This is a genomic window from Betaproteobacteria bacterium (assembly GCA_016720065.1).
Classification (GTDB): Bacteria; Pseudomonadota; Gammaproteobacteria; order Burkholderiales; family Rhodocyclaceae; genus SSSZ01.
Window position 1 is genome coordinate 1,016,132 of sequence record JADJXY010000002.1, and the last position, 15,033, is coordinate 1,031,164.

Consider the following 15,033-nt stretch of genomic DNA (forward strand, 5'->3'; position numbering starts at 1 on the left):
AGCCGGAGGAACCTGGCGGAATGGTTTCGACCAGCTAGTGGGGGTTTGTTTGGGGCCGGTCGAAGGGCTGCCCGGGTCTGGTGCCCGGGGCGAGGAACATTATGGTCAAAAGCCCGCTGGACGGGCGTAACGGGATGTTACCGGGTCCCGCCGGGTCGGCCGTGCCACGGCCCCCTGCGGACAGGCCGGGAACTCTTCCGGCGACTTAAACCGACATGCCCAGAGGCAGCACGGCCTCCGGGTTGCCCACCAGGCGCTCGATCACCGAGCGGACCCGTCCCATGGCCTCCTGAAGCACATGCTCCAGGCTTTCGAAATGGATGCCGTGGGCACTGCTGCCGCGCCCGGCCGCGTGGTTGGCCACCACGTTGATGGCCGCGTAGGGCAGGCCGAGTTCCCTTGCCAGGACGGCCTCGGGCATACCCGTCATGCCCACCACGTGGGCGCCGTCCCGTTCCAGACGGTCGATTTCCGCCGCGGTTTCCAGGCGGGGGCCCTGGGTCGCCGCGTAAACCGCACCGTCCTTGATCTCCACTCCCACCGCAGCGGCCGCCGCGGCAATCCCCAAGCGCAGGATCTCGTCGTAGGGTTCGGTGAAATCGACATGGGTCACCGGCGACCCGACGCCGTCGAAGAAGGTCGCCTTGCGCCCCCAGGTGTAGTCGAGAATCTGGTGCGGCAGGACGATGTCCCCCGGACCGAGGTCGGCGCGGATCCCCCCCACTGAAGCCACCGAAATCACCCCCTTGGCCCCCTGCTCTTTCAGCGCCCAAAGGTTCGCCCGGTAATTGACGTTGTGGGGCGGAATGGTGTGCCCGTAGCCGTGGCGCGGCAGGAATAGCGCCGGCTGGCCGCCGATGCGTCCGAATACCAGGGCGCCGGAAGGCTCGCCATAGGGCGTGCGCACCACCTCGCGGTGGGAAACGTCCAGACTGGAAAGCGTCGTCAAGCCGCTTCCGCCGATGATTGCCAACATGGAAATTCCTTTCTGGTACTGGATGGCCTTCCCGAGCTACGCGCAGCGCGTGGCCAGGAGGGAGGCCAAAGTGGGGACCACGCTCTTCAGGGCTGGATGCGAACGCCGAATTTCGGCCAGATCGACCACGTTGCCCTCCAGCTTGCGATAGCGCGCGTTCTGCCGCTCGGCGGTGAAGGGAAGGTCGGCCAGGGTCTTGCCCAAGTGGTAGCGCACCAGGGTATCGCGGCCGATATCCTTGGCCTGCCAGGGAATCGCCGTCCGATCGACGAAATGCAGGGACTGAATGCTCGGCGAGGCCGCCGCCAACTCCGCCACCGCCCGATGGACCCTCTCCCGATAGGCCGCCACCGCCTGACCGGCATCGCTGGGCAGGGCGCCGGTGGTCTCGGCAGGCGCGCCCATCAACCAGCACACCACGGTATCGGGGGCAAATTCGCCCAGGGCGGCCTGCAAGGCGGCGTCCGGCGCCACCACATCCCCCACCAGTAAACGCACTGCGGCCTCCGGCGGGAGCTTGTCCCGGGCGCGCTCAAGGCACTCGGGCAGGCTATCCACCGCCAGTACCTGGAGGCCCCGCCGGGCCAGGGCGACGGTTCCGAAGCCCACCCCGCAGCCCACCTCGAGCACCCGCCGGCCGGGCACCAGGGACGCCATCCACTCGTAATCGCCGCGGCGAACATAGCCCTCGCCCTCGCTCTCCCAGTAGGCGAGAAAATCCGTCACCGTCGCACCGCTCATGCCCTACTCCCCTTTCACGGCGTAGATCGCCGGCAAATGCCGCCAGGCGCCCCGCACGTCCATGCCAAAGCCGAAGACGAAGCGGTCGGGCACCGGCAGGCCCACGAAATCCGCCTGCACCGGCTTGGCGTGGCCATTCTGCTTATCGACGAAGACCGCCGTCAGCACCTCGGCGGCCCCCTGGCCGCGCAGACTGTCCTTGACCGCCGCCAGGGTCACGCCTTCGTCGAGAATGTCATCCACCACCAGGACGGTGCGACCCTTGACCGAGGTCCACGGCGCGACGCGCCATGAGAGCTTGCCGCCCTGGGTGTCCGGGCCATAGCGGGTGACGTGCAGGTAGTCGAAATCAAGGGGGAAATCGAGTTGCGGCAGCATCTGGCCGGCGAACATCAGGCCGCCCGTCATGACGCACAGGATGAGGGGGTACTTGTCGGCCAGGGCCGCCTGCACCTCGCCCGCCACCCGCGTCACCGCCTCCCGCACCACCTCCGGCCCGTGGATGAGGTCGGCGGCGGCAAGAATGTCCTGGGCTTCGTGGCGCTCCATCAGGCGCCCTCCCTTCCCCGGAGGTAGGCCGTAAACGCCTCGCCCACTTCGGGGTGGCGCTGGCCGAAGACGACGGTGGCCTGGAGGTAGCCGAGCTTGGAGCCGCAGTCGTAGCGCGTGCCCGCGTAACGGTAGGCGAGCACCTGTTCTTCTTCGAGGAGCTTGGCGATGCCGTCGGTGAGCTGGATTTCGCCGCCTGAACCTTTGCCGATGCGCTCCAGATGGTGAAAGATGCGCGGTGTGAGGATGTAGCGCCCCACCACCCCCAGGGTGGAAGGCGCCACCTCGGGTTTGGGCTTTTCGACGATGGCCTCGATGCGCTCCAGCCGCTCGGCCACCGGCGCCGCCTTGACGATGCCGTAGCTCCCGGTCTCGGCCAGGGGCACGTCCTGCACGCCGATGACGGAGCAGCGATAGTAGTCGTAGGTATCGGTCATCTGGCGCAGCACCGGCGGCTCGCCGTCGAGGAGATCGTCGGCCAGCAGCACGGCGAAGGGCTCGTCGCCGATCACCGGCCGGGCGCACAGCACGGCATGCCCCAGGCCGAGAGGCTCCGCCTGGCGGATGTAGATGCAGTTGATGTCGCGGGGAATCATGCGGCGCACGAAGTCGAGCATTTCGTTCTTGCCCCGGCTGGCCAGCTCGGTCTCCAACTCGTAGGCCTTGTCGAAATGATCCTCGATGGCCCGCTTGGAACGGCCGGTGACGAAAATCATGTCGGTCACTCCGGCAGCCACGGCCTCCTCCACCGCGTACTGGATGAGCGGCTTGTCGACAATGGGCAGCATTTCCTTGGGACTGGCCTTGGTGGCAGGAAGGAAACGGGTTCCCAGGCCCGCCACGGGGAAAACGGCTTTCCTAACTTTTTTCATTAACATTCCGCTTCAAGCAATTGAATAATTGGGGTAACAATAAACAAAACACCCCGGTCAGTGGCTAGCGCCAAGCATAGCAAGCAATTCCGTCTCCGTAATGACGGGAATGCCAAGTTCCCTCGCCTTGTCGAGCTTGGACCCGGCCTCTTCGCCCGCCACGACATGATCCGTCTTGCGCGACACCGACCCGGCCACCTTGCCGCCCGCAGCTTCGATCCTATCCCGGGCCTGGTCCCGCGTCAGCGTGGGCAGGGTGCCGGTAAGAACCAGGGTCTTGCCCGCCAGGACCCCGGCCGCGGCGTCGGCATCGGGCAGCAGGGCAAGGAGTTCCTGCCGCAGGGCCGCCAGCCGGGGCAGCAGGTCCCGCTGGACTGGGTCGTCCAGCCAGAGGCGCAGTTCGCCGGCCACTTCCGGGGGCAGATCCAGCGCTGCGACGCCTTCGCCCCCCAATGCGGCGAGGTCTTCCCCCCGGGGCACCCGCTCGGCCAGTTGCCGCGCCCGCAGGGGGGTCAGGCGCGGGATATCCAGGGCGGCGTAGAGTTCGGCCCAGCCCAGGCGCTCCCGCAGGCCGGCCACGGGGGCGTGCTCGTCGACGGGGGTAACCCCCGCGGCGAGAAGCGCATCCAGGGCCTCGGTGTTGCGGGCTTCCGCGAAGAAGTCCGCGATGGCCGCCGCCACGGTAGCCCCGATGTCGGGCAAGGCGGCCAGGAGTGGCGCCGGCGCCCGGCGCACCCGGTCCAGACTGCCCAGCCAGTCGGCCAGGGTCTTGGCGGTGGATTCCCCCACATGGCGGATGCCCAGGGCGAAGAGCAGGCGCGCCAGGCGCGGCGCCTTGCTGGCGGCAATGGCCGCAAGAAGGTTTTCCGCCCAGCGGGTGGCCACCGGTCCGCCACGGGACGCTTCGGCCCCCCCCCCGCCATCGCGCTCGTCGGCGAGGCGCTTCATGGCCAGCAGATCGTCCAGGTCCAGGTGGTAGAGGTCGGCGATGCCGCGGATGAAGTCGAATTCCACCAGCCGCTCGACGTAGCGCTCCCCCAGACCGTCGATGTCCATCATGCGCCGCCCGGCGAAGTGCAGAATGGCCTGCACCCGCTGGGCGCGGCAGGCAAAGCCGCCGGAGCAGCGGGCCACGGCCTCCCCCGCTTCCCGCACCACGTGGGCACCGCACACCGGGCAGGCGGCGGGCATGGAGAAGGGCTGCACCCCGGGAGGGCGCCGCTCGGCCAGGACCGCCACCACTTCGGGAATCACGTCCCCCGCCCGGCGCACGACCACGGTGTCGCCGACGCCCACCCCGCCCTTTCTGGCGATCTCGTCCTCGTTGTGCAGGGTGGCGTTGGTGACCGTGACGCCGCCCACGAAGACCGGCTCCAGCCGGGCCACCGGGGTCAGTGCCCCCGTACGCCCCACCTGGACGTCGATACCGGTGACGCGGGTCAAGGCCTCCTCCGGCGGGTACTTGTGGGCCACCGCCCAGCGCGGCTCCCGGGATCGGAAACCCAGGACTTCCTGCAAATCCAGCCGATCGACCTTGTACACCACGCCGTCGATGTCGAAGGGCAGGTCCGGACGCAGGCGCCCCATGGCGGCGTGGAAGGCAGCCAGTTCCTGCGGACCCCGCGCCACGGCGCGATGCGCACAGACCGGCAGACCGAATGCGGCCAGCGCGTCCAGGAGGGCGCCATGGGTAGCGGGCAGGCTCCAGCCGGAGACGGCACCCAGGCCGTAGGCGAAAAAGCTCAGCGGACGACTCGCCGCCACGGCGGGATCGAGTTGCCGCACACTGCCGGCCGCCCCGTTGCGGGGATTGACCAGGGTTTTTTCGCCCCGCTGGGCGGCACCCTGGTTGTAGCGCTCCAGGTCGTCACGGCGCATATACACCTCGCCGCGCACTTCGAGCAGCGCTGGCGCCCGACCGGCCAGGCGCAGGGGGATCTGGCGCAGCGTACGCAGATTCTGCGTCACGTCCTCGCCGGTGGTCCCGTCGCCCCGGGTCGCCCCCTGCACCAGCACGCCGTTTTCGTAGCGCAGGCTCACGGCCAGGCCGTCGAACTTGAGTTCGGCCGAGTAGTCCAGGGGGGGATCGCCCTCCCCCAGCCCAAGTTCCCGCCGCACCCGGGCGTCGAACTGATAGGCACCCCGGGCCTCGGTATCGGTTTCGGTCTGGATCGACAGCATGGGGACGGCATGGACCACCGGGGCGAAGGCGGCCAGGGGCTTTCCCCCCACCCGCCGGGTGGGCGAATCGGCCACGGCAAGCTCGGGGAAGGCGGCTTCCAGCGCTTCCAGCTCCCCATACAGGCGGTCGTACTCCGCATCCGGCACCAGGGGCGCGTCGAGGACGTAGTAGGCGTGGGCGTAGCGTTCCAGTTCACGCCGCAAGGCGCTGGCCCTTTCGGCCTGGGCCACGGAGGCCATGCCCAGCATCGCCGAAATCAGGAAAACAGCCGCAGGGCCTGGCTTCCCCCGGCCGGCAGGCCGTAGGCCGCCATGGCCGCCTGGGGCTTGGCCACGAATTCGCGCCGGATGTGGTCGATCTGGGCCTCGCTCAGGGGCTGCCGGTTGTCGTCGACCACGATGCCGTGCAAGGTCTCGGCGAATCGGCGCGCCAATTCGACCATCTGGTAGAAAACGCGCTCGCCGTGGTCGACCCGCGGCACGTCGAGGACGAAGGTCAGGCCATGGGTGCTGAGGGAACGGATTTCCTCCGGCGAAAACAGGGTGCTCTCCAGATTCTGCAAGCGAAACTGCACCCGCCCTTCGTCGTCGTAACGGGTGAACAGGCCGTCTTCGCCCAGGGTCATGCCGGCGGCCTCGGCCAGGGCGCGAATCTTGGTGCCCGAGAAGGGAGCGCCCTGGGCCACCAGATTGACGCCGATTTCCAGATCCACTTCGGCGCAGAAGCGGTCCAGTTCGGCGGCCTGGACGAGGACGCGGCTGGGCGGCATGTCGGCGACAGCCATCAGATCATCGGCCAGGGCCTGCATGGCACCCGTGAATACCGCTAGGTCGCCGTCCCGCACGGGTCCGCGTCGATCCGCCATTTGCAGGCCGATGCGCAGGCGGCGGTAGCTCAGTCCACCGTCGGGAACGATGCGCTCCCACTCCCGGCTGCGCTCATTGAATCCGATCCAATGCACGGCTTTGGCGATGCGCTCCAGGGCAGCCCCTTGGGAAGCGACGATCTGATGGGCTGGAACCGCCTCGACCAGTTCGAGGGTGACGATGAATTCCAGCCGCGGATCGAGCAGGGCCAAGGGGACTTCCCCGGCCGGAATCTCGGCCACCTCGTCCACGTCTTCCAGGGGCTCGACCCGTACCTTGAGCGGCTCGCCGTCGCTCGGGACGTCCACGGTCACAGCCCCCGCCGGGGGCTCGCTCAGACGCGGTTCGACGCGCTGCGCCGGCCCCGCGAGCGCATCGGCCGCGGGTGCCGCCGGGGCGGCGGCCGGGGTCTCGCCCCCCAGGAGCACGTCCGCGTGCCGCGATTTCATCACCTGATCCGCCAGTTTCCTGGCCTTTCTGTCCTGCCACACGTTGTAGCCGAAGACGCCGGCCACCGCCGCCGCCCCCAGCCCGATCAAACCCATTTGAAGCTCGGTCATTACGCCGCATCCCTCATCTTCAAGGCTTCCTGTATATCCACTTCCACCACGCGGGAAACGCCGGATTCCTGCATGGTGACGCCGACCAGTTGCTCGGCCATCTCCATGGCGATTTTATTATGGGAGATGAATAGAAACTGGGTCTGGCCCGACATTTTCCTGACCATGGTGCAGAAACGCTCGGTATTGCTGTCGTCCAGAGGGGCATCCACCTCGTCCAGCAGGCAGAAGGGCGCCGGATTGAGCTGGAACATGGAAAACACCAGAGCAATGGCAGTGAGCGCCTTTTCGCCCCCGGACAACAGGTGGATGGTGGAATTTTTCTTGCCGGGGGGCTGAGCCACCACCTGCACGCCGGCATCGAGGATTTCCTCGCCGGTCATCACCAGTTCCGCCCGGCCGCCCCCGAAGAGCTCGGGAAAGAGGCGCCCGAAGTGGCCATTGACCGTATCGAAGGTCGAGCGCAGGAGTTCCCGGGTCTCGCGATCGATACGCCGGATGGCGTTTTCCAGGGTTTCCATGGCCTCGTCGAGATCCGCCGCCTGGGCATCGAGAAAGCCCTTGCGTTCACGGGCGGCGTCCAGTTCCTCCAGGGCCGCGAGATTGACCGCCCCCAGCTCGGCGATGGCGTTGTGCAGCCGGGTCAGCTCCCCTTGCAGGGCAGCCGGCCGGGAATTGGCGGCCAGTTCCGTCACTTCCGGCGGCAGGGCGGCCTCGTCGGCCCCCGCTTCCACAAGTTGGGCCGCGAACTGCTCGGCCGACAACGCCGCCGCCTGTTCCTTGAGCTTCAACTCGCCGATGCGGGTCCGCAGGGGCTCCAGGCCTACCTCGACCCGCTGGCGCTGCTCTTCCAGGGCGCGCAAGGCGCCGGTCACCAATTCCAGAGCGTCCCGCGCCGCCGCCAGGGCTTTTTCCCTTTCTTGCCGCGCCTCCAGGGCCTGTTGCAACTGGTCTTCCATGATGTCCGGCGGCTGGGCCTCCACCTGCTCGGCACATTGGGCACGGTCGGCCTCGATACGGTTCAGTTCCCGCTGGGCCTGGGCCTGCTGGGCGAAGATGTCGTTCAGCTTGCCTTCGCACTCGCGCAAGGAGAACTGGGCTTCACGCAGGGCACGGTCGAAATCGGCATTGCGCTCCCGTTCGGCCCGCACGGCCCTTTCGGCCTCGTCCAGGCGGCTGCGGGCACCGGCCACCAGGACCAGGATGCGACTCAGGCCCTCGCGCACTTCGGCGATCTTTTCGTCCGCCGCCATTTCCCGCTCGCGCTCGCCTTCTTCCTCTTCCGCCAGGTCGGCCAGTTGCTCGTCCAGCCTGTCCTTCTGCTCGCGGTAGCGCTCGACGGCCTGGGCCAGTTTGAGGGTCTCGACCTGGACGGCATGGACCCGCTGCTGCCGGTCGGCCACGTACTGGCGGGCCTCGGCGATGGCTTCGTGAGCATCCTCCAGTTCCGCTTCCACCGCCCCCAGGCGCTCTTGAGCCGCCCGGGCGGCAGCCTCGCCGTCAACCAGACCCCGCGCCAGGGCCTCGATTTCCCGCTGCCGTTCCAGGAGGCCGTGCTCGCCCTTGTCCGGGGCGAAGAAGGCCACGCTTGAGCGGCCCACCAGATCGCCCCCCGGCGTCACCAGAACCATGCCCGGGGAGAGTTCGGCCCGCCGCGCCAGGGCTTCGTCCAGGGAACCCACCGTGTGGACGCCGGCCAGCCAGTCTGCAAGGACTGCGGCGATGGCGGCATCGTCGCAGCGCAGGCGCTCGATGAGGCGATCCCCCCCCAGGGAGAGGCCCCCGGCCGCGGGCAGCATGACCGTCAGGCGGGCGTCCGGCCGATCGTGCAGCCATTCGGCCAACTTGCCGGGGTCGTCGCAGGCGATGGCGTTGAGCCTCTCCCGCAGCACGGCCTCGACGGCATCCTCCCAGCCGGCTTCCACATGGATGCGCTTCCACAGGGGCACCGCATCGTTCAGCCCGTGCCGACGCAGCCATTCCGGCAATTTGCCGGCTTCCCGCGCCCGGGCCTGCATCTGCTCCAGGGCCGACCGCCGCGCCTCGGCGGCGGCAAGCTCCCGGCTATGGACCTGGAGCGCTTCCTGGGCGGTCTTGCGACCAGCCTCCAGGGCGGGAATCGCCGCCTGGGCATCGCCCAGTCTTTCCTGTTCCGCCGCCAGTTCCTCCCGCAGGAGGGCCAGTTCCTCCTCGCGCTCGGCGAGGTCGAGGGGATCGGGCTGGGCCAGCTCGGCGGTTTCCTCCCGCAGACGGTCCCGGCGCTGGGCGATACTCTGCAAGGCCCGCTGGGCATGGGACTTGTGGGTGAGTTCCACTTCCAGGCGCTGCTCGCCGTTGGCGGTGCGCGTACGCAGGCGGTTGAGTTCCTCCTGGGCCTGGGCGTGATTCTCTTCCACCTGGGGCGCCAGGTGCATCTGCTGGCGCAGGCGCTCGTCCGCCTCCTCGACCCGCAGCCGGGTGATTTCCTGCATTTCCTCCCAGCGCTGTCGGTCGGCGGCGAGTTTTTCCGCCGTTTCGCCCCAGTGGGCGAGTTCGCCGTCCAACTGGGCGAGGCGGCTTTCCAGCATGCGGCGCGAATCGCGGCGATGACGGATCTCCGCCTCCAGGCGGGCGACCTCGGCGTTGGCGGCGTACATGTCGCTCTGGGCCGCATGCAGCGATTCACCCGCGGCGAAATGGGCTTCCCGGGTGGTCTCGGCCCGGGCTTCCGTCTCCCGCAGGGCGGCCATCTGGCCTTCCAGGTCGGCTGCCGCCCGCTCCACCTCCAGGGCGGCCCGCTGCCTTTCGCCTTCCGCATCCCGTTTGCGCAAGAGCCAAAGGGCCTTCTGGCGCACCGCATGCTGGTCGTTGAGGCTGTGGTAGCGCCGCGCCACTTCGGCCTGGGATTCCAGCTTCTCCATGCGGGAAGCGAGTTCCAGGCGGATATCCTCGACCCGGGCGAGGTTTTCCCGGGTGTCGTCGAGACGACCCTCGGTTTCCTTGCGCCGCTCCTTGTAGCGGGTCACTCCGGCGGCCTCTTCCAGGAAGACGCGCAGGTCGTCGGGCTTGGCCTCGATGATGCGGGAAATCATGCCCTGGCCGATGATGGCGTAAGCCCGCGGCCCCAGGCCGGTCCCCAGGAAGAGGTCGGTGATGTCCTTCCTGCGCACCTTCAGATTGTTGATGAAGTAATCGGACTGGCCATTGCGGGTCAGGACGCGCTTCACCGCCAGTTCCGCGTACTGGGACCACTGGCCCGCCGCCCGCCCCAGGGAGTTGTCGAAAATGAGCTCGACGGAGGCCCGGGAGACGGGCTTTCTTCCCGTCGTGCCATTGAAAATCACGTCCTGCATGGATTCGCCCCGCAGTTCCGAGGCCTTGGACTCCCCCAGCACCCAGCGCACGGCGTCCATGATGTTGGATTTGCCGCAGCCGTTGGGCCCGACCACCCCGACCAGTTGCCCTGGGACGGATACCGAGGTGGGATCGACGAAAGACTTGAAACCGGCGAGTTTGAGCTTGGTCAGGCGCATGGAGACGATTCGGGCTGGGGGGCGGAAGCATCCTGCTCCGGCCGGGGGACTTGTCGAGACCTGCCCGCAAGGGGCGGCCCCGGGCGGAAAAACGCAGGCGGCGGCCCGGTCTCGGAAGCGGTCCGTATAATACCATCCGGAATCCAGGCGCGGCCCGCGACGGCACCCACAGGATTCCGCAGCGCCCGCAGCGTGTAACAAACAGGATTAACAATATTACGTAATATGTTGTTATGGATGAATTTTATCTAAATCGCGCCCTGGCGCTCGCGGCGGCCTCCGTTCCGCGCGGCGAAGGGGGGCCCTTCGGCGCCGTGGTCGTACGCGAGGGTGAAATCATCGGCGAGGCCTGGAACCAGGTGGTCGCTTCCCGCGACCCCACCGCCCACGCCGAGGTTCTGGCCATTCGCGCCGCCTGCGCCCGCATCGACCATTTTCATCTGGACGGCTGCGTGCTCTACGCCTCCAGCGAGCCCTGCCCCCTGTGCCTGGCGGCGGCCTACTGGGCCCGCATCGCGCGCATCGTCTACGCCAACCCACGGGCCGCCGCGGCCGCCGCGGGGTTCTGCGACCACGATCTGTACGAGGAATTCCGCGCTCCGCCCGAGGCACGGCGCCTCCCCGTGCAGCACCTCGCCCTGCCCGACGCCGCAGCCCCCTTTGCCGCCTGGACCCGGTTGGCCCAAAGAAAGCTCTATTGACCGCCGCTCGCCGCCTTCCCCGGCCCTCGCGCCCCGTCCTGGCCGCCCTCGCCCCAGCGATCCTGCTGTGCGCCCCCCTGGCGGCCCAGACAGTGGACTGCCATATCGACTATGGCGGTGAACACCGCGTTCTCACTGCCCGGCCAACGGCGACCCCCTACGCCGGGGAGAGCGTTCCTATCGGTTCGTACTTCCTTCTGCGCCTAGTGGTCGAAGACCCGGCAGCCGCCCAGGCCGCCTTCAAGATGTACGTGTATGCCGTCCCCGACGAGGGCCCCGTCCTCCTGCACCAGGCCGTGCATCCCCTGCCCCTGGCCGGCGGCGCGTCAGCCCGCTACGGCTTCACCGGGCTCAACTTCGTCTATGAGCCCTTGCGGGACGGCGAACTCCAGTACTGGTGCGCCCTCGCCTCCCCGGCGGAGGCGGCACGGTGAGGCCCCCCATGCGCGCTCCGGCCATGGCGCTGATCGCCCTTCTGGGCGCCACGCTGCCTCCCGCCCAGGCCGAGCCCCTGCGCCTGACCTTCGTTGGCGACGTGATGCTGGCCGATGGCCCCGGCCGGGTGATCGCCCGCGGCGGGGATCCCCTGGAGGCTTTCGCGCCCATCCTGGCCGAGGCAGACTACGTCATCGGCAACCTTGAATGCGCCCTGGCGGCGGCGGGAACCCCCCGCCCCAACAAGATTTTCAGCTTCCGCGCCGAACCCGCGGCGATGGCCGTGCTCAAGGGCCGCTTCCACGCCCTGGGCGTCGCCAATAATCACTCCGGTGACTACGGGCAGGAGGCCTTCCTGGAAACCCTGCAACGCCTGCGGCAGGCGGGCATCACCCCCTTCGGCGGGGGGCGCAACCTGGCCGAAGCTCACGCCCCCCTATGGATCGAGGCCCGGGGCCTGCGCGTCGCCGTCCTGGCCTACAACGAATTCAAGCCGCGGGCCTTCGAGGCCGGCCCCGACTGGCCCGGCGTCGCCTGGAGCGAGGACAGCCAGGTGGTGGCCGACATCCGGGCCGCCCGGGCCGCCGGTGCCGATCTCGTCATCCCTTTCATGCACTGGGGCTGGGAACGCGAGCCCCAGCCCGGCGAGCGGCAACGCCAGCTCGCCCGCCTCATGATCGACGCCGGGGCCGACGCCGTGGTCGGCGGCCACCCCCATGTCACCCAGGGCGCCGAACACTACCGCGGAAAACCCATCGTCTACAGCCTGGGCAACTTCGTCTTCGATGGGTTCGAATCCGCCGAGGCCCGCCTGGGCTGGGTTTTGCACCTGAAACTGGAAAAATCCGGGGTCGTCGCCTGGGAGACCCGCGCGGCCCGCATCGACGCCGACGGCGTCCCTCACCCTGCCCCGGGATTGGCTACCCCCTGCGGTTGGGCCGGGGAAGACAGCGTGCGGGAATGCCTCAACCCGGAGCCTGCTGCGCCGCCGGCCCCAGTGGCGGCTACGGATCAGTAGGCCGCGATGGCCGCCAGGGTCTCCTCGTCCAGGCAGCCCCGGGCGGCGGGAAAAACCTGCTCCTCCTCGAAACGGACGTGGCTCAGGAGCAGGTCGGCAAAACTTTCCAGGAGGGGTGCACTCGGCACGGCGAGGGCTGCTGCGGCTTCCCGCATGAGTCGGTGCTCCACCAAGGCGCGGCTGGTCAGTCCGGCGTGGCCGGCTTCCTTCATGGCGGGCAGAAGGAGGGCTTCTTCCAGGCGGAAGTGGGCTTCCAGTTCCCCTTCCATCTGACCGACGACTCTATCGGCCACGGCGGCAATGCGCTCGGTGTCGCCCCTGGCAGTGGCCTGCTTGACGTCCAGGGCAAGCTTCACCGCATGATAGTGGGCCTGGGACAGGGCAACGAACTCTCGCAAGGTTTTCATGGCCGCCATGCTAAAGGCTTAGGCGCTGGCGCCCTTGACCGAGGTCAAGGCCTTGCCAATTGGCATTCTGGAATCCGGGAATACCCCTACTGGTAGCGCAGGGCCTCGATGGGATCCAGCCTTGCCGCCTTCCGCGCCGGATAGAATCCGAAAAACACGCCCACGCCCGCTGCCACGGCGAAGGCCACCAGCACGGCGCCGCCGGAGATGACGATGACCATGTCGGTGATGGCATTGACCAGGAGCGCGATGCCGACGCCGAGGACGAGCCCGATCAGGCATCCGGCGATGGAAATGATGATGGCTTCGAGGAGAAACTGGGTGAGGATGTCCCGCTCCCGGGCGCCGATGGCCATGCGGATACCGATTTCCCGGGTGCGTTCGGTGACCGACACCAGCATGATGTTCATGATGCCGATGCCGCCCACCAGCAGAGAAACCGAGGCAATGGCACCCAGCAGCAGGGACATGGTGCGGGTGGTCTCTGCGGCGGAATCGGCCACCGCAGCAAGGTTGCGCAGGTAAAAATCGTTCTCCATGCCGTCCCGCAGGCGGTGGCGCTGACGCAGGAGCCCCACCATGGCTTCTTCCACCTGGGGCATGGCCTCGGCACTGACGGCCTGCACCATGATCATGCGCACCGATCCCAGGAAGGGTGTGCCAAAGACCTTGCGCTGGGCCGTCGAAAGGGGAATCTGCAAGGTGTCGTCCTGGTCCTGGCCGTTGAGGTTCTGGCCCTTGCCGGCGAGGACGCCGATGACGGTGAAGGGGCTGCCCTGGATGCGGAAGGTCTTGCCGATCGGATCGTCGTCCCCGAAGAGGTTCTTGACCACCGTCTGGCCGACGATGGCCACCCGGGTGGACGAACGCACGTCGGAATCGCTGAAGGCATGGCCGGCGACCAGGTTCCAGGAACGGGCATCGAGGTAGGCCGGCGTCGTCCCCACCACGGTGGAATTCCAGTTGTTCGAGCCATAGACCAGTTGCCGCGTGCCCTGGTGCACCGGGGCGACGGTCTGCACGCCGTCCAGTTCGGCGATGGCCTCCGCATCGGCGATGTTCAGGGTCGGCGCGCCGGCCGAACCGCTGCGCACGCCGCTGCTGGTGAAGGAACCGGCCAGGACGACGAACAGGTTGCTGCCCATGGTGGCGATGGATTGCTGTACCGCGTACTGGGCGCCCTGGCCGATGGCCATCATGATGACCACGGCACCGACGCCGATCACCATGCCCAGCATGGTCAGCGCCGTGCGCAGGCGGTTGGCGCCCATGGAGCGCCAGGCCTCGAAGAGCATGGCCTTCAGCATGGGGAACCCGCTCCTCCTTCCTCCTCCCGGCTGTCCGGCGCAGAGCGATCCTCTGCGAAACCCCGGCTTCCCCCCCCTTGTAGGGGGAGGAGAGGAGTGCCCTCCCCTTCAAGCCTGTCCCGAGCGCTGTCGCGGGCGGGAGGGCCAGGGTGGCGATGGGGCACCCTGGCGTCGCTGACGATGAGGCCGTCGCGAAAGCGCACCTGGCGTCCGGCATGGTCGGCAACGTCCTGCTCGTGGGTCACCAGGACGATGCTGATGCCCTCTTCGTTCAGGGCGCTGAACAGCGCCATGATTTCCTCGCTGGTGTGGCTGTCCAGATTGCCCGTGGGTTCATCGGCCAGAATCAGCGGCGGCTGATTGACCAGGGCGCGGGCGATGGCCACCCGCTGCTGCTGGCCGCCGGAAATGCGGCTGGGGAGCGACTGGGCGTAGTCCCCGAGCCCCACCTTGGCGAGCATCTCCCGCGCCCGTGCTCGACGTGCCTCGGCATCGACTCCGGCGTAGACGAGGGGCAGGCCGACGTTGTCCTCCAGGCTCATGCGCGGCAGGAGATTGAAGCCTTGAAAAACGAAGCCGATGGTCCGGTTGCGCAAGCGGGCCAGCTCGTCCTTGTCCAGGTGGGCGACATTGCGGCCGGCGAGAAAATAGTCCCCCGCCGTCGGCGTATCGAGGCAGCCGAGGAGGTTCATGAAGGTGGACTTGCCCGAGCCGGACGGCCCCATGATGGCGACGAATTCGCCCGCGTCGAGGGTGAGGTCCACGCCCTTGAGGGCGGGGAAGGGGCCAGCGGCAGTGACATAGGACTTGCTCAGGCCGGCGACGCGAATGACCGCCCCCCGCGAGCGAGCGCCGCCGGCAGAATTTTCAGGGGGGGCTGGATTTTCCGGGGGCGAGCGGTCCATGG

General features: G+C 68.2%; 13 protein-coding genes. 3 read left to right on the forward strand and 10 right to left on the reverse strand.

Translation table 11 applies throughout. The annotated features are described in order from the left end of the window. Positions 1-205: 205 nt before the first annotated feature. Genes IPM73_07990 through smc form a run of 7 tightly spaced genes read right to left on the reverse strand, consistent with a single transcriptional unit; the run spans position 206 to position 10,258 of the window. A complete protein-coding gene (locus tag IPM73_07990; GenBank protein MBK8917971.1) occupies positions 206-976 on the reverse strand; it encodes an S-methyl-5'-thioinosine phosphorylase in 771 nt (256 codons plus the stop codon). Positions 977-1,012: 36 nt separating this feature from the next. Then, positions 1,013-1,717 (reverse strand): class I SAM-dependent methyltransferase, encoded by a 705-nt coding sequence (locus tag IPM73_07995; protein ID MBK8917972.1) that lies wholly within the window; start codon positions 1,715-1,717, stop codon positions 1,013-1,015. A 3-nt stretch (positions 1,718-1,720) separates the two neighbouring features. Continuing rightward, complete coding sequence (locus IPM73_08000) at positions 1,721-2,266, reverse strand: hypoxanthine-guanine phosphoribosyltransferase (protein ID MBK8917973.1); 546 nt, start codon at positions 2,264-2,266, stop codon at positions 1,721-1,723. Next, a complete protein-coding gene (gene galU / locus IPM73_08005) occupies positions 2,266-3,138 on the reverse strand; it encodes a UTP--glucose-1-phosphate uridylyltransferase GalU (GenBank protein ID MBK8917974.1) in 873 nt (290 codons plus the stop codon). The genes IPM73_08000 and galU overlap by 1 nt, the downstream gene beginning before the upstream one ends. A gap of 57 nt (positions 3,139-3,195) precedes the next feature. After that, positions 3,196-5,568, reverse strand: a complete 2,373-nt coding sequence (ligA, locus tag IPM73_08010) for an NAD-dependent DNA ligase LigA (GenBank protein MBK8917975.1) — start codon at positions 5,566-5,568, stop codon at positions 3,196-3,198. Positions 5,569-5,576: 8 nt separating this feature from the next. Next, positions 5,577-6,746 (reverse strand): cell division protein ZipA C-terminal FtsZ-binding domain-containing protein, encoded by a 1,170-nt coding sequence (locus IPM73_08015; GenBank protein ID MBK8917976.1) that lies wholly within the window; start codon positions 6,744-6,746, stop codon positions 5,577-5,579. Continuing rightward, the gene (smc, locus tag IPM73_08020; GenBank protein MBK8917977.1) at positions 6,746-10,258 is read right to left on the reverse strand and encodes a chromosome segregation protein SMC; all 3,513 of its coding nucleotides are present in this window, start codon (positions 10,256-10,258) and stop codon (positions 6,746-6,748) included. The genes IPM73_08015 and smc overlap by 1 nt, the downstream gene beginning before the upstream one ends. 233 nt (positions 10,259-10,491) lie before the next feature. On the opposite strand from smc, the gene IPM73_08025 reads away from it, so the two are divergent. From IPM73_08025 to IPM73_08035, 3 genes are read left to right on the forward strand one after another with little or no spacing between them, the layout of a single operon-like run. Then, complete coding sequence (locus IPM73_08025; GenBank protein ID MBK8917978.1) at positions 10,492-10,959, forward strand: nucleoside deaminase; 468 nt, start codon at positions 10,492-10,494, stop codon at positions 10,957-10,959. 38 nt (positions 10,960-10,997) lie between these two features. Beyond that, positions 10,998-11,393: a hypothetical protein gene (locus IPM73_08030; protein MBK8917979.1), complete on the forward strand. Its 396-nt coding sequence runs from the start codon at positions 10,998-11,000 to the stop codon at positions 11,391-11,393. Between the two features lie 23 nt (positions 11,394-11,416). Beyond that, positions 11,417-12,412 (forward strand): CapA family protein, encoded by a 996-nt coding sequence (locus tag IPM73_08035; protein MBK8917980.1) that lies wholly within the window; start codon positions 11,417-11,419, stop codon positions 12,410-12,412. On the opposite strand, the gene IPM73_08040 is transcribed toward IPM73_08035, so the two are convergent. The 3 genes from IPM73_08040 to IPM73_08050 form a co-directional block, all read right to left on the reverse strand. Beyond that, positions 12,406-12,819 carry a hemerythrin domain-containing protein gene (locus tag IPM73_08040; GenBank protein ID MBK8917981.1) on the reverse strand — a complete coding sequence of 138 codons (414 nt, stop codon included), beginning with the start codon at positions 12,817-12,819 and terminating at the stop codon, positions 12,406-12,408. The two genes, IPM73_08035 and IPM73_08040, sit on opposite strands and share 7 nt — an antisense overlap. An 86-nt stretch (positions 12,820-12,905) precedes the next feature. Further along, a complete protein-coding gene (locus IPM73_08045; GenBank protein MBK8917982.1) occupies positions 12,906-14,126 on the reverse strand; it encodes an ABC transporter permease in 1,221 nt (406 codons plus the stop codon). Continuing rightward, the gene (locus IPM73_08050; GenBank protein MBK8917983.1) at positions 14,120-15,031 is read right to left on the reverse strand and encodes an ABC transporter ATP-binding protein; all 912 of its coding nucleotides are present in this window, start codon (positions 15,029-15,031) and stop codon (positions 14,120-14,122) included. The genes IPM73_08045 and IPM73_08050 overlap by 7 nt, the downstream gene beginning before the upstream one ends. Positions 15,032-15,033 lie beyond the last annotated feature (2 nt).

Bases quoted from the DNA above. Each gene is read 5' to 3' on its own strand.
- galU (MBK8917974.1), bottom strand. From the start codon at position 3,138: ATGAAAAAAGTTAGGAAAGCCGTTTTCCCCGTGGCGGGCCTGGGAACC.
- IPM73_08035 (MBK8917980.1), top strand. From the start codon at position 11,417: ATGGCGCTGATCGCCCTTCTGGGCGCCACGCTGCCTCCCGCCCAGGCC.
- ligA (MBK8917975.1), bottom strand. From the start codon at position 5,568: ATGCTGGGCATGGCCTCCGTGGCCCAGGCCGAAAGGGCCAGCGCCTTG.
- IPM73_08045 (MBK8917982.1), bottom strand. From the start codon at position 14,126: ATGCTGAAGGCCATGCTCTTCGAGGCCTGGCGCTCCATGGGCGCCAAC.
- IPM73_08000 (MBK8917973.1), bottom strand. From the start codon at position 2,266: ATGGAGCGCCACGAAGCCCAGGACATTCTTGCCGCCGCCGACCTCATC.
- IPM73_07990 (MBK8917971.1), bottom strand. From the start codon at position 976: ATGTTGGCAATCATCGGCGGAAGCGGCTTGACGACGCTTTCCAGTCTG.
- IPM73_07995 (MBK8917972.1), bottom strand. From the start codon at position 1,717: ATGAGCGGTGCGACGGTGACGGATTTTCTCGCCTACTGGGAGAGCGAG.
- IPM73_08040 (MBK8917981.1), bottom strand. From the start codon at position 12,819: ATGAAAACCTTGCGAGAGTTCGTTGCCCTGTCCCAGGCCCACTATCAT.
- IPM73_08050 (MBK8917983.1), bottom strand. From the start codon at position 15,031: ATGGACCGCTCGCCCCCGGAAAATCCAGCCCCCCCTGAAAATTCTGCC.
- IPM73_08025 (MBK8917978.1), top strand. From the start codon at position 10,492: ATGGATGAATTTTATCTAAATCGCGCCCTGGCGCTCGCGGCGGCCTCC.
- IPM73_08015 (MBK8917976.1), bottom strand. From the start codon at position 6,746: ATGACCGAGCTTCAAATGGGTTTGATCGGGCTGGGGGCGGCGGCGGTG.
- smc (MBK8917977.1), bottom strand. From the start codon at position 10,258: ATGCGCCTGACCAAGCTCAAACTCGCCGGTTTCAAGTCTTTCGTCGAT.